12 protein-coding genes are annotated in these 13,470 nt (G+C 54.3%); 2 read left to right on the top strand and 10 right to left on the bottom strand.

Features of this window, described 5'->3' with window-relative positions; genetic code table 11:
- Positions 1 to 2 precede the first annotated feature (2 nt).
- Both FMN52_RS05600 and FMN52_RS05595 read left to right on the top strand, forming a co-directional pair.
- Positions 3 to 1,388: a sigma-54 dependent transcriptional regulator gene (locus tag FMN52_RS05600; protein ID WP_148607674.1), complete on the top strand. Its 1,386-nt coding sequence runs from the start codon at positions 3 to 5 to the stop codon at positions 1,386 to 1,388.
- Positions 1,389 to 1,504: 116 nt separating this feature from the next.
- Entirely contained in the window at positions 1,505 to 2,071 is a 567-nt protein-coding gene (locus FMN52_RS05595; protein ID WP_162525024.1) for a GspH/FimT family pseudopilin, read from the top strand.
- 12 nt (positions 2,072 to 2,083) lie between these two features.
- Here the strand turns inward: FMN52_RS05595 and FMN52_RS20085 are convergent, their stop codons facing one another.
- The 10 genes from FMN52_RS20085 to ileS form a co-directional block, all read right to left on the bottom strand.
- Positions 2,084 to 2,479 (bottom strand): type IV pilin protein, encoded by a 396-nt coding sequence (locus tag FMN52_RS20085; protein WP_148607672.1) that lies wholly within the window; start codon positions 2,477 to 2,479, stop codon positions 2,084 to 2,086.
- A 64-nt stretch (positions 2,480 to 2,543) separates the two neighbouring features.
- A complete protein-coding gene (locus FMN52_RS05585) occupies positions 2,544 to 6,011 on the bottom strand; it encodes a PilC/PilY family type IV pilus protein (RefSeq protein WP_148607671.1) in 3,468 nt (1,155 codons plus the stop codon).
- Positions 6,012 to 6,032: 21 nt separating this feature from the next.
- A complete protein-coding gene (locus tag FMN52_RS05580) occupies positions 6,033 to 6,557 on the bottom strand; it encodes a PilX N-terminal domain-containing pilus assembly protein (RefSeq protein WP_148607670.1) in 525 nt (174 codons plus the stop codon).
- 4 nt (positions 6,558 to 6,561) lie between these two features.
- Positions 6,562 to 7,617 (bottom strand): PilW family protein, encoded by a 1,056-nt coding sequence (locus tag FMN52_RS05575; protein ID WP_148607669.1) that lies wholly within the window; start codon positions 7,615 to 7,617, stop codon positions 6,562 to 6,564.
- Positions 7,614 to 8,003: a type IV pilus modification protein PilV gene (gene pilV / locus FMN52_RS05570; RefSeq protein WP_148607668.1), complete on the bottom strand. Its 390-nt coding sequence runs from the start codon at positions 8,001 to 8,003 to the stop codon at positions 7,614 to 7,616. Before pilV ends, FMN52_RS05575 begins: the two co-directional genes overlap by 4 nt.
- Before the next feature lie 39 nt (positions 8,004 to 8,042).
- A complete protein-coding gene (locus FMN52_RS05565) occupies positions 8,043 to 8,489 on the bottom strand; it encodes a GspH/FimT family pseudopilin (protein ID WP_162525023.1) in 447 nt (148 codons plus the stop codon).
- A 197-nt stretch (positions 8,490 to 8,686) separates the two neighbouring features.
- Complete coding sequence (gene ispH, locus FMN52_RS05560; protein ID WP_148607667.1) at positions 8,687 to 9,640, bottom strand: 4-hydroxy-3-methylbut-2-enyl diphosphate reductase; 954 nt, start codon at positions 9,638 to 9,640, stop codon at positions 8,687 to 8,689.
- Positions 9,641 to 9,658: 18 nt separating this feature from the next.
- Entirely contained in the window at positions 9,659 to 10,111 is a 453-nt protein-coding gene (gene fkpB, locus FMN52_RS05555) for an FKBP-type peptidyl-prolyl cis-trans isomerase (protein ID WP_104323148.1), read from the bottom strand.
- A gap of 5 nt (positions 10,112 to 10,116) precedes the next feature.
- Complete coding sequence (gene lspA, locus FMN52_RS05550; RefSeq protein WP_148607666.1) at positions 10,117 to 10,641, bottom strand: signal peptidase II; 525 nt, start codon at positions 10,639 to 10,641, stop codon at positions 10,117 to 10,119.
- Positions 10,641 to 13,460, bottom strand: a complete 2,820-nt coding sequence (gene ileS / locus FMN52_RS05545) for an isoleucine--tRNA ligase (RefSeq protein WP_148607665.1) — start codon at positions 13,458 to 13,460, stop codon at positions 10,641 to 10,643. Before ileS ends, lspA begins: the two co-directional genes overlap by 1 nt.
- Positions 13,461 to 13,470: the final 10 nt, after the last annotated feature.

Here is a 13,470-nt window from a genome sequence, read left to right as displayed (position 1 = left end):
AGATGACCACATACACAGCGCTGATCGTTGATGATGAACCGGACATCCGGGAGTTACTTGAAATCACCCTCACCCGGATGGGCATCACAACCCTCACGGCACCCGACGTCACCAGCGCTCGGAAATTGCTGGAACAGAACACCATCCACCTCTGTCTGACCGACATGAATTTGCCAGACGGTAATGGCATCGAGCTGGTCCAGTGGATTCAAAAGCACTCTCCGGCCACGCCTGTCGCCGTGATCACAGCCTACGGCAACATGGATACCGCGATTGAATCGCTGAAAGCCGGTGCCTTTGATTTTGTGTCCAAACCGGTGGAACTGCCCCGACTAAGGGAACTGGTCAATAGTGCTCTCAAGCTCTCGGAACCCAAGCCGGACGCGGAAGAGGCAGCTGATGAGCCAGGCCTGCTACTCGGCAAATCACCAGAGATTCGAAAACTCCGGAACCAGACCCGAAAACTGGCCAGAAGCCAGGCCCCCGTGTTTATCAGTGGCGAGTCTGGCAGTGGTAAAGAGCTGGTGGCCCGAATGATCCACCTTCAGGGGCCGCGCCGCGACGGCCCGTTCATCGCGGTTAACTGCGGCGCCATTCCCTCGGAACTTATGGAAAGCGAATTCTTTGGCCACAAGAAAGGCAGCTTTACCGGGGCTGTGGAAAACAAAGACGGCCTATTCCGATCAGCCAACGGCGGCACCCTATTCCTTGATGAAGTGGCAGACCTGCCCTTGGCCATGCAGGTGAAACTACTACGCGCCATACAGGAAAAAGCCGTCCGGCCGGTTGGCGATACCAAGGAAGTGCCCGTCGACATCCGGGTACTGAGTGCCACCCACAAGAACCTGCCGGGACTGGTTCAGGAAGGCAGCTTCCGCCAGGATCTCTTCTACCGTATCAACGTGATCGAACTGGCTGTACCGCCTTTACGGGAGCGGCCTGATGACATATCCCTACTCGCAAACCACATTCTTGAACGGATTGCGAAAGAGTACGAGTGCGAACCTGCCTCGTTAACCCCAAGCGCCATAGAGCGCCTGACAAGTTATGATTTTCCAGGGAATGTTCGGGAACTGGAAAACGCGCTGGAGCGCGCCTTCACCCTTTGTGATGCCGATCAGATTGATGCCGAGGATCTGCATCTTGGGAACGGCGTTCAGCATGCTGCATCGGCCTCACAAATTATTGCCGAGGGCGAGGCCGGCGAAGGCGGTATTTCGGTACCAGATGGCGAAATAGATCTGGAGGGGTATCTAGAGAAGATTGAACGACAAGCCATCGAGAAGGCGCTTGAGGCGACGCGATGGAACAAGACAGCGGCGGCGAAACGATTGGGGATTAGTTTTCGGGCGCTGCGGTATCGGTTGAAGAAGTTGGGAATGGAGTGACTGTTTCACAAATCTAAAATCAATAAACCTGATATTATTCGGGTTCCAAAGGTCGGAACAGGACGTTGCGCCTTGCTTTAGTTAGTGACGAAAAACCTCATACAAGGATGTTTCAAGTGAACAATTATTCCAAATCCGGTTTCACGCTGGTTGAGCTCTCTGTTGTATTGGCGATTAGCGCGATCATTCTTGCCTTTGCCATCCCGGGCACGGCAAATCTCCTGAACCATTCAGGGCGTCATACGGCGCTTTCCGACCTCATCGCAACGTTGAATCTTGCACGAAATACCGCAATCAACGAGCAGACAACGGTGACTCTGTGCGCAATCGGCAATGATTCAAAATGTGCCAATGACTGGTCGCTTCCAATCGTTGCTTTTCGTGACCCTACTCGCTCCAAACAGATCAAACACGATAGCCAGATAGTGCGGGTAATGCACCCGATCGAAACTGGACGGCTGGTAGTCCGATCCGGAATCCACAATTACTTTCGATTCCAGAGCAGTGGTTGGTCAAGAGGCACTCTGGGCCACTTTATCTGGTGCCCCGACTCAGATGACAATCATTACGCGGCTCAGGTACGAATAAATATGGGAGGGCGACCACAAATGGCGAGGGATTATGATGGCGACGGAGTAGTGGAAGACGCCTCCGGCGATCCGGTAACTTGCGAAGGCATCTGAAAAATGGTGACTCTAATCCCAATTAACCCTCTGCCCATTGGACAGTAAAGCAATGGTCCCGCCACCCTGGCCATTTTTCGGCTGGGCCTCAATGCGGAAAGCGGTTGCAGACTGGCTATCGATTACCAAATCATAAAATTTGGCATTACCATCCAAAGGCGCTTCATCTGGAAATATGTCATCTGCATCACTGCCAATAGTTGCATCAACATAAGACATGTTTTGCGTGTGGTAACGCTCTAATGCGTTTGCCAAGGACATCAAAGCGCTTTTGGCATCCGCCGCTCGGGCATTTTCCACATAGCGGTTGTAGCTTGGCAAAGCGATGGCAGCGATGATGCCGATAATGGCTACCACTATCATTAGTTCGATCAAGGTAATACCAGATTGTCGCCTGATCACATTCATCTTTATCTTCCAGCCATTTCCATTATTCCGGGGCCTTTCCAGGCCCCGGCGTATTTTTATCAAATCAATCGTACAGTTCCTGCCAGCTCATCCTGCCGAGCGAAGATTGATCTCCGCCAACATCGACCTCATCCGTCAGGATTTCGTTGTCAGAACGAGTTGTGAACATGAAATCACCAAGGAAGCCCGGCCGGTTTGGCAACCCCCCCTCAGTTTTATAGCCAACGAACTCATCACCAAGTTTGGGCCAGACAACCCGGTCAGGGGTTCGCCCATCAAGCCCAAAAGCCATCAACCAACCGCTTCCACCGACAGAACATGGATCGTCAGAGGGGATTGTGGAGTTAACGAACGCGTATTCACCACGAACCTGGGGGGACTGGATAATTCTCTCGCCAGCCTCTGTGGTGAAATCCACATACCAGCCATTTTCTCCGTCCAAAACTTCTCCGTCGGACTCTCGAACGTCAAAAGTTTGCTCATTTGCTGTGACCTGGTCCTCACTCAAAGACCTGGCCAAAAGGTCGTCTCGATCAAGATTCGAGGTTCCATCATCAATTATGCCGTAGAACGACTGGGTATCGGTGCTGGAGGTATCATCAACCGTGAGATACTGGCCGGTGCCAAACAAAACCAACAACCCGGGATCAGTATTAGCCGGATCCGCCAATGGGTTACGAACAACCATGGGCGCGGCTGTTATTGGCTGCGGATTTGTTCCATCGGTCGCTGTAAACAAAGGAGCAGGGTTGTTGTTGCTACCGTGCACGGATGCCCAAGAACCATTGCTTTGTACCTCAGCAGCCCAGATATTTCCCTCAAGATCACCCGCGTAGATCCTGTCGATTATACGATTTCCATCCAGATCCAATTGCCTCACCGGAGATAGTCCAGCGGCATCTGCACTGGTATCGAAGGCAATAAATCGATAGTCGCCTGCGTCATCCCAGTCGCCATCAAGCCCCCCTTCAATGTTGAGCATGAACAAGCCACTAGCAGCGGTCTGGGAGTTATATCCATTACCGAAAAAGGCTGTCCACTTATATTCGTTGTTACCCCAACGGGCAAGCCCGATAGTTGGTGGTTCGGTTATATACCCCATCCGAGGATCATCTTCGCTGGTAAACTCCCACATGACCAGATTGCCGGCGGAGTTCTCACTGATTTGAGTGGGGTTAGTCACATCCAGAGCGAATATTCCTTGGCCACCCGCTCGAGCGCCGCCAATCAGAATAGTGCGCCAGTCAGCAGCGGAGTTCCCAGCGCCCTGGGTATAAACATCGGACACCACAGGTGAGAGATCGACATAGAAGCGATGGGAATAGTCCGGATTTGTCAGGTAGTGGAGACCACGGTCCGCCTCACTGGAAAAAAGGAATTCGGGGATGTAGGCAAACAACTCCTTGCCACCGTCACTGCTATCAGCTGAGAACGCGTGAAGCATACCGTCGTTGGCGCCAACATAAACGACCGGTTTCCGGTTTTGCTTGTCAGCCCTGTAATCCGCATAAGTCTTCGTAGAAACACCAAAAGGTTCAGCGTTTGGCCAGGTAAGGGATGGACGGCTCACATATACCGGTGTGGAGTTCACTATATCCCCAAGCAGGCTGTCCCGCTCACGCATTCCCGTGATATCGGTGCCTCGCAGATAAGTGATCCTTTGCTGTCCAGTGCTATCATCACCACCGTAACTCAGATCTGCCTGCTGATCTGAGTTAAGTTGATCCCAGGCTAGTGAGACACCGCTGGTGCCATTGCTGGTGATCACGTCACGAGGGTCATTAGTAAGATTCCTGCTGTCCAATAACCCGGCCGCACTCCAGGATTCCTCTTCGTCAATGGTAGGAGGACCACTCTCGTTTTCGCTCAGACCAAAAGCAAAGAGATCTCCCGTCCAGGAGGTGGAATCAAACTGAGCACCAAACAGCAAGGTATCCGTTTCCAACGTTGCTGTGTTGAACGTTACACCTGTCGAGGTCCCTTCGATATTGACGATATCGAAGAGAACGCCGGACAAATCTGTGGCGAAGGTCTCAGGATCCGCAGCACTGAAGAACCCACCTCGACTGTTCACGGACGCATGCAGCAAATCATCGATCTTCCCTGCGTTGGTTCCGGTACCTGGCCAGGTTATATCATCACCGCTCTCAATGGCGGCAAAAGCATCGTCCGGATCAATGGAACCCGTAACACCCAGCCCGACACCATAGGTGGTCATATGCTGCCAGAAAGCAGGATTCAGTTTGGTTGGGCGGACCCGGTTATCCAGATCTGTCCGTAGATCGTTTTTCCAGTAATACATCGCAACATCTGCGAGCGTATTGTTGCGATCATCTGTAAATGGAGAGACGGCTTCGTAACTGAAGTCTCCAATTGTAGGGCCGTCTGTCCCGTCTACATTATCAAAACCGGACACAGAGTCGCCGTAGTAACCATCAGTCATCAGAATTGTGAAGGCGCGTCTGCACTCAAGTTGGGCTTCTGCACTCGAAGTCCCTGGAGTTGCACCCCAGGGGCCCTCGCTATCGGTGCGCTGGTAATATTCACCGGCTGCATCAAGTGCCCCCTTCAATGGAGTACCTGCAGACGGCACGTCAGATGTGTATAGCGTGTTAAAAAACGCCGCTCGATCGGTTCCCGAAAAGCTTCTGACCCCACTCGAAATCACGGATGTATTTTCACCATCCACGCTCGAACTACCCTTATTCAAACTTCCGTAACCGATTCTGAGATTCTCCGGCTGACGCGAAAATGCATCGCCGATGCCTGATCGCGCCGCCAAGGTACGAGAACGATGGTAGCTGAACCAGTTAGCAAAGTTCTGCTCTTCTTCAGTGACCGACCGTGAAACCTCACTGGACCAGGTGAAATTAGTAATTTCGCTCTCTGCGTTCGCCCCTACCCGGCTTTTGTAGGCTTTACCCCCTCGGAACTGGATTCGGTAGTAAGTGTCTGTGGGATCGGTTGAGAAGTTGCCTTGGTTATCCTCCAACACATAGTAGGTCATGGGGTAATATTTTCGCTCCTCATCGAACGTTCCCCCATCGCTGTTCCTCCACAGACTATGGGTCTGCTCAGACGTCAGATCGAGAGTACCGGAGGCAGTTCTCCCCGGATTGATCGGTGCTGCGGAGGGAGCCGCATCATCCCATTGTGTCCTGTCCCCCTTATACCAGGGCTCGTAGGTCGTCAGCGGGTTGTAAAACAGCGGATTGTTGGCATTGGTCCTGCCTGCAAGATTGGCGTCATTGTCGTCGTCGAAAGCAGGGATGTAGCGGGAATAACGACCATCGCCATACATGTCGCTTACCGGTGGAAATAAGTAATCCGTATCACCCGCAATGCCATCAGGAATCACTTCAAACTGCATCGAGCCCGAATCATCTTTTATAAACATGATGTTGGGCTCAATCACGGAAGCCAGGTAAAGAGGCTCATCCGATAATGGTCCCGGCGCCGAATAGCCACTCGTCGGTGCAATCACAAGAAGCCCGAGAACAAAAGCGGGCAGCCTTTCTCTGAAAGAAGTCATACAGTACCTCCTGATGCGCCGTCAGAACTGACGGGCATAATAAGATTCGATTACCCGCCGGGATTCGCCTGTCGAGCCGGGGCTCCACGCCACAATTCTGAAAGCCTGGGCATTCGCGGCGCCGGTGTCGTTGGTGTAGCCCTCTACAACAATGTCAGTCAGTTTTTCCGGTTGGTACGCATCGCCCATGTGCTGAATGAAGTAGCGCGGCGTTACACCATCAACAGACGTACCAGCAATGACATTGCCACTTGCCGCCCAGTCCAGTGTCAGGGGGTCTGGCGCTGCATCATCCTGGGCATATAATCCGTCACTACCGTCAAACACCGAAAGAACGTTGATTCCTTCCAGGGTAACTTCTGCGTCCCTAAGAGCGGACTCTGCAATCTCAAGAGACTGCATCCCTTCCCTTTCACCAGACACCATGCGCTCTTGCATGATCGTTCCCTGCATACTGGAAACCGCCAGAAGCGTTAAAACCAATAACAATAGAAGCGAAAGAATGAGCGCCGCTCCGGTTTGCCTGTGGCTATTGATCCTTCTCATGGTCTCAGATCCTGTTTCTCATAGAGATGGTCGTTGAATAGACCCGATATAGAAAAGTGTCGCTGGCATCAGTAGTGGTTAAGGAACCTGCATTCGCCACGCAGTCTAACCATCCAGGAAAACAATATTCCTGCTCACCATCCGTTACCCCGTCATTCGGTGAGCGAACCAAGGCACTTATACGAACCGCGATGGTATTGTCTGCCTGCGTTCTTCCAGCCACAGTAAGTCCAAGAGGCTCTTCCCAATTATTGACCTGTCCATTCTGATTGCTATCAACACCAAGCTGAATCTGAAAGTCGATGACATCCTGAAGCAAGGCAACCGGAGTCGAGAAGTTGCCAATGCCCGCACCTGTAATACCCACTCCATCCGTCACCAACTCTCGGATGCCATTCCCGTTGTCCTGCAGGTAAAATCGCTGCTGGCGTGGTCTGAATACGGATGCGCCATCAGGGTCGTCATTGTAATTGGTCGATAAAGCTTGCGTGGAGTTTCCCGGACCGTCACTTACGCTTCCTGAGTTGTGGACCACTACTTCGTTGTTGGTATTCAGGTTAGTAACCTGAAACACATCTCCCTGACTGCAGTTTGTGACAATTAGAATGTCGTTTAGGTTGAAGGAATCACTGTCGTCAACTTGCAGGTTCGCTGCTTGCTGACTAGGTTGGAACGTCACACTTATCTGCGAATTCCCATTCACTCCCCCGAGGTACAGGATGTCAGAATTACCAGCACCAGCGTCATTTTCCGCATCCAGTCCTCTGAGCAATGCGCCAACATCGAAGCCAGTGTCATTTAGGATGCTGTTTAGTCGCCCATCTCGAACGCCCTGACTACCCAAGCAGCCCCAATAAGAGGCATTCCGAATTTCCCTACCTATGATCGACGTAGCCAGACGCCCTGTTTCTTGAATACGGGCGCTCGCCTCTGAAACTCGGAAGCTCTGACTATTGGATGTAAATATCTGAGTAAGCCCAAGAGTGATGATTAGTGACAGGGCCAAAGCCACTATCACCTCAATAATAGAGAGGCCAGCCTGGCTTGCAGAAATCCTCATTGCTCCAACCTCGCTGTCATGGTGTACGTCTGCTCTTCGGCATCATTTCCGTACTGGCGTTCATCCCATGTGATGGTGACGTTAACTATGTTGGCATTGAACGCCACATTACCTTCTGCGCCGGGAATATCCCGATCCAGCGCCGCCTCCCAGGCATCGACGTCAGCACCAGCCAATGCATTGTTGTCATTGGCTCTGATCATCTCGACCATTTCAAGCGCGTGTAAGTTAACTTGAGACCGTAAATTGGAATTATTGACCTGCTGGAGCGACAGATACTGCATCCCAACGACTCCCAGTAGGCCGACGAGAAGCACCAGCAAAGCAACCAACACTTCAATCAACGTAAAACCTTTGTGGGGCTTCGAACCGGTTACAAAAGCCATGCATTCTCTCTCCGGGATTTTTGTTAATACAGCCCGCTATTACGGGCAGTTGAAATCCGTTGTTTCGACACGCCCACCTGGCGTCACAGTTACGGTTCTGCCATCGCCGCTTCCAGTGCACACATTGAATGCCACATTGCCAGCGCTGGTTGTCAGGCCGTTAGCCCGAAACGTTACAGCCCCCGCCGTAATACCTAGGCCACCATCAGACTCTTCAATCTGCCTGATTACATTGCCGTTCGATGTCAAAGTGGTAGCAAGGGTGTCTGCGGCCGATGTAACCGTCACCCTCTCGCCTCTACGAACAGCCTCGCTTCGGGAGTAATTCAACAATCCGACAATGGAATTGGTGGTAGAGACCACTCGATTGTTATCAATAATCCTTCCGAACTGGGGGATGGCAAAACCTGCAATCACCGCAATTAGAGCGATCACAATCATCAACTCAACCAGCGTGAAGCCTCTGTTGTTCGTCGTCAGGTACATAGTCTTTTCCCACATTAACTAGTGCTAAGTTAGAATCTTTAAATAGAGATGACCACTAGTCTCTGACTAACGGCACAGGAGAGCGGACGAGCGGCAATTAGAAATTAATACTTTGAGAAGGCTGTCGCATTCCCTGAGGAAGGCGTGGTGGGTGGCCCCGCCTCACGAAAAAAGACGTTAGGGGAACTTTTAGATTTTCAGGAGACATCCACCGCATCAATCCTCAGTTCCCGCGGCATAGAAAACACAATATTCTCCTCACGCCCGGCAATCTCCTCCGGGACGCTCCCGCCAAGCTCTCGCAGACGAGCAATCACGTCGTTCACCAGAACCTCCGGAGCAGAGGCGCCAGCAGTAACCCCAACCGAAGTCTTCCCTTCCAGCCAGGCAGGATCGATCTGGGAAGCCTCATCGATAAGGTAGGCCGGCGTACCCATGCGCTCCGCCAGCTCACGCAAGCGATTCGAGTTGGAGCTGTTCGGCGAGCCAACCACCAGCATCAGATCGCAGTCGCCAGCCAACTGCTTGACCGCGTCCTGACGGTTCTGGGTGGCGTAGCAGATGTCGTCCTTGCGAGGGCCCTGGATCTCCGGGAACTTTGCACGAAGGGCATCGATGACCCGGGCGGTATCGTCCATGGACAGGGTGGTCTGGGTAACGTAGGAGAGCTTACCGGGGTCTTTAACCTCCAGGTTCGACACGTCCTCCTCGTTTTCCACGAGGTAGATTTCACCACCATTGCTGTGGTCGTACTGCCCCATGGTGCCTTCCACTTCCGGGTGGCCGTGATGGCCGATCAGCACGCATTCCCTGCCATCGCGACTATAGCGCATGACTTCCAGGTGGACCTTGGTAACCAGTGGGCAGGTGGCGTCGAAGACTTTCAGGCCGCGGCGAGCGGCTTCACTCTGCACCGCCTGGGAAACGCCGTGGGCACTAAAGATAACAAGCTTGTCGTCTGGCACTTCGTCCAGCTCGTCCACGAAAATGGCGCCACGATTGCGCAGGTTATCCACCACAAATTTATTGTGGACCACCTCGTGCCTCACGTAGATGGGCGCTCCGAACACGTCCAGCGCCCGGTTTACAATTTCGATGGCGCGGTCCACGCCGGCACAAAAACCTCGGGGATTGGCGAGTCGGATCTGCATATCAACCTGCTGCTCTGGTTAGTGGGCCGGGCCGACCGGCTCCACATCAATGATTTCTACTTCAAAAGTTAGTGTACGCCCTGCCAGGGGGTGATTGAAATCCACCTCCACTTCGTCGCCTTCTACACGGCTGACAACACCAGGCAACTCACTCTGGCGCGCATCGGCGAAAGAGATCATCACGCCGGGCTCCAGCACCATATCGGGACTAAACTCATGACGTTTGAAGGTCTGGACGTTATTCGGGTTGTGCTGGCCGAAGGCCTTCTCGGGCGGCACCTGAAAGCTGTCTTTGTCACCGGCTTTCATGCCCATCAGGTAGGCTTCGAAATTCTCCGGCAGATTGTCATCGCCGATTTCCAGGGACGCCGGCTCTTTCTCAAAGGTCGAGTCAATCACTTCGCCATCAGGGAACTTCAGGGCAAAATGCAGTTTTACCCGGGTACCCTTATCGACAGGCAATTCATTCATAAGAGCTACTCACTCCTTTGCGCATCCCCGTCCGAGTCGGCGGGTTTGCGGAACATATCGAGAATCATCATGGCGGCACCGATGGTGATGGCGGTGTCGGCCAGGTTAAAGGCGGGAAAGTGCCAGTCCTGCCAGTAGAAGTGCAGGAAGTCGACCACGTAGCCGTGCACCACACGATCGTAGACGTTGCCCAGAGCGCCGCCGAGTATGAGTACGATGGCAATGGCCGTCCAGGTTTCATGGCGCTGGAGGTTTTTCAGCCAATAGATCAGTACCACGCTGACCACAAGGGCCAGAGTTACGAAAAACCAGCGTTGCCAGCCGGCCGCTTCGGCCAGAAAGCTGAATGCCGCTCCGGTGTTGTGAAGCAGCGTCAGGTTGAACATCGGAATCACGGGAACCGGATCGCCGTAGGTCAGCATGGCGGTGGCCATGGCCTTGGTACCGAGATCCAGAACGATCACCAGCACCGCCAGCCACAGCCACTTCAATTTGCTCCCGGTGACCTGCTCAGTCATGGTCGCGTCCATCAGGCGTAGGCGCGGGCTTCACCGGGCCCTTCCACGTTGGTCACACAGCGACCACAGAGATCGTCGTACTTGGCATTGCGGCCGACGTCTTCCCGGTGGTGCCAGCAGCGCTCACACTTGGTATGGGCAGCCGGTGCCACCTTGACCCGAAGGCCCTCGTGGGAAGTCATTTCCGCATCGCCAGCTTCCGACACTGGCTTGACGCTGGCCTCAGAGGTGATCAGGACAAACCGCAGCTCCTCACCCAGGTGGTTCAGATCGGCTGCAAGGTCACCTTCACAGAACAGGGTCACCTCGGCACTGAGAGAGCCCTTGATTTCACCTCGTGCCCTGGCTTCCTCAAGGCACTTGTTGACGGCCTCTTTCACACTGTACATCTCGCGCCAGTAGTCGCGGCCAAGCTCGGCGTTATCCGGCAACGGGGTAAGGCCTTCATACCAGGTTTCATAGAATACGGTATCGCTGCGCTCGCCGGGCAGGTGCTGCCAGATTTCATCAGCTGTGAAGCTGAGGATCGGGGCGATCCAGCGAACGAGCGCTTCGGCCACATGGTACAGCGCCGTCTGGCAGGAACGCCGCGCCAGACTGTCGGCCTGGGTGGTGTACTGGCGATCCTTGATGATATCCAAATAGAAACCGCCCAGAGTTGCTTCACAGAAGTTGTACACCTTCTGGTAAATCCGCAGGAAGGCGTAGTTGCCATAATCTTCATGGAGCTCTTCCTGCAACTGCAGGGCACGATCCACCATCCAGCGGTCAAGGGCGATCATGTCTTCCGGCGCCACCATGTGCTGCTCCGGATCGAATCCAGTCAGGTTGCTCAGCAGGAAGCGGGAGGTGTTTCGAATACGGCGGTAGCCGTCGGCAGTCTGGCGCAGGATGTCCTTGGAGACGGTCATTTCACCGCTGTAGTCGGTTGCGGCCACCCACAGGCGCAGGATGTCGGCACCCAGCTCGTTCATGACTTCCTGAGGCGCGATAACGTTGCCCAGGGATTTGGACATCTTGTGGCCCTTGCCATCAACGGTAAAGCCGTGGGTCAGAACCTGCCTGTAAGGCGCCACGCCATTCATGGCGATGGACGTTTTCAGGGACGACTGGAACCAGCCACGGTGCTGGTCGGAACCCTCGAGATACATATCCGCCGGGAACTGACCCAACTCCTCGCGAACCCGCAGCACCGACTCATGAGTCACGCCAGAATCGAACCAGACATCCAGGGTATCCGTCACCTTCTCGTACTGCTCGACATCACTGCCCAACAGGGAAGACGCATCCAGCTCGTACCAGGCGTCGATACCGCCCTCCTCGATCTGCTGGGCCACCTTTTCGATCAGGTTCTGGGTGTCCGGGTGCAGCTCCTGGGTTTCCTTATGGATAAACAGGGTGATGGGCACGCCCCAGGTCCGCTGCCGGGAGATACACCAGTCCGGGGACTGGTTGAACATGGCTTCGATACGATTCTTACCCCAGGCAGGCACCCAGCGCACGCCCTTGATGGCTTCCAGAGCATCGGCGCGCAGGTTTTCCTTGTCCATGCTGATAAACCACTGGGGCGTGGCCCGGTAGATCAACGGGGTCTTGGTACGCCAGCAATGGGGATAGCTGTGGCGGAACTTCTCGGAGCGCACCAGCTTGCCCTCGCGCTCGAGGGCGCTGCAAACCGGCTCATCCGCCTTGTAAACGTGCACACCGGCCAGCTCACCGGCGGCCGAGGTGTAGGTGCCATCCGCCTGGACCAGGTTGATGGTGCCAATGTTGTAGGCCTTGCCTACCTCGAAGTCTTCCATGCCGTGATCGGGTGCGGTATGGACAGCGCCGGTACCGGCGTCGGTGGACACATGGTCGCCCAGGATCACCGGCACCTGCTTGTCGTAGATCGGGTGCTGAAGAACCAGATTCTCAAGAGCCGCGCCAGCACAGGTTGCCAGCACTTCGTAGCTCTCAACTTGCCAGCGGGCCATGATGCCATCGACCATGTCGGCAGCCAGGATCATCCGCTCCGGGCCGTGCCCGACATCGGTCTGTACCAATGCATAGTCCAGATCGGCATTAAGGGAAACGGCCTGGTTAGCCGGAATGGTCCAGGGCGTGGTGGTCCAGATAACCACGGACACATCGCCATTGCCATTATCGGTGCCGAACAGTGACAGGGCTTTTGCCTGATCAACGGCAGTAAAGCGCACATCGATCTGAGTAGAGGTCTTGTCCTGGTATTCAACTTCCGCTTCTGCCAGTGCGGACTGACCCACCACACTCCAGTAAACCGGCTTGTAACCACGCACCAGGTGACCCTTGGCGACAATCTTGCCGAGTGCGCGAACAATACCCGCCTCAACCTTGGGATCCATGGTCAGGTAGGGCTTATCCCACTCTCCCATCACGCCCAGGCGGATGAAATCAGCCTTCTGACCGGCAATCTGCTTGGTTGCATAATCGCGACAGGCCTGGCGGAAAGTCTTGTAATCCACTTTCACACCGGCCTTGCCAATCTCCTGCTCCACCTTGTGCTCAATGGGCAGACCATGGCAGTCCCAGCCCGGAACGTAAGGCGCGTCATAGCCCATGAAACTGCGGGATTTGACGATCATGTCCTTGAGAATCTTGTTGACCGCATGACCAATGTGAATGCTGCCGTTGGCGTAGGGAGGGCCATCGTGGAGGATGAACTTCTCCCGCCCTTCACGCTGCTTGCGCAGGTTGCCGTAGACGTCGAGATCCTGCCAGCGCTTGAGCATTTCCGGCTCGCGCTTGGCCAGGTTGCCGCGCATGGGGAAGGCGGTTTCCGGCAGATTCAGGGTGTGCTTGTAGTCGCTCATGGTTTGTGTG

The organism is Marinobacter sp. BW6, from assembly GCF_008107725.1.
In the GTDB taxonomy this organism is placed as follows: Bacteria; Pseudomonadota; Gammaproteobacteria; order Pseudomonadales; family Oleiphilaceae; genus Marinobacter.
The sequence above is the reverse complement of the archived record's forward strand: the minus strand, read 5'-3'. Positions and strand labels throughout refer to the sequence as shown.

What these genes read in the sequence shown, in the direction of transcription:
- lspA (WP_148607666.1), bottom strand. Translation starts at nt 10,641, where the DNA reads ATGGACGCGACCATGACTGAGCAGGTCACCGGGAGCAAATTGAAGTGG.
- FMN52_RS05565 (WP_162525023.1), bottom strand. Translation starts at nt 8,489, where the DNA reads ATGTACCTGACGACGAACAACAGAGGCTTCACGCTGGTTGAGTTGATG.
- FMN52_RS05600 (WP_148607674.1), top strand. Translation starts at nt 3, where the DNA reads ATGACCACATACACAGCGCTGATCGTTGATGATGAACCGGACATCCGG.
- FMN52_RS05575 (WP_148607669.1), bottom strand. Translation starts at nt 7,617, where the DNA reads ATGAGGATTTCTGCAAGCCAGGCTGGCCTCTCTATTATTGAGGTGATA.
- pilV (WP_148607668.1), bottom strand. Translation starts at nt 8,003, where the DNA reads ATGGCTTTTGTAACCGGTTCGAAGCCCCACAAAGGTTTTACGTTGATT.
- ispH (WP_148607667.1), bottom strand. Translation starts at nt 9,640, where the DNA reads ATGCAGATCCGACTCGCCAATCCCCGAGGTTTTTGTGCCGGCGTGGAC.
- FMN52_RS05580 (WP_148607670.1), bottom strand. Translation starts at nt 6,557, where the DNA reads ATGAGAAGGATCAATAGCCACAGGCAAACCGGAGCGGCGCTCATTCTT.
- ileS (WP_148607665.1), bottom strand. Translation starts at nt 13,460, where the DNA reads ATGAGCGACTACAAGCACACCCTGAATCTGCCGGAAACCGCCTTCCCC.
- fkpB (WP_104323148.1), bottom strand. Translation starts at nt 10,111, where the DNA reads ATGAATGAATTGCCTGTCGATAAGGGTACCCGGGTAAAACTGCATTTT.
- FMN52_RS20085 (WP_148607672.1), bottom strand. Translation starts at nt 2,479, where the DNA reads ATGAATGTGATCAGGCGACAATCTGGTATTACCTTGATCGAACTAATG.
- FMN52_RS05585 (WP_148607671.1), bottom strand. Translation starts at nt 6,011, where the DNA reads ATGACTTCTTTCAGAGAAAGGCTGCCCGCTTTTGTTCTCGGGCTTCTT.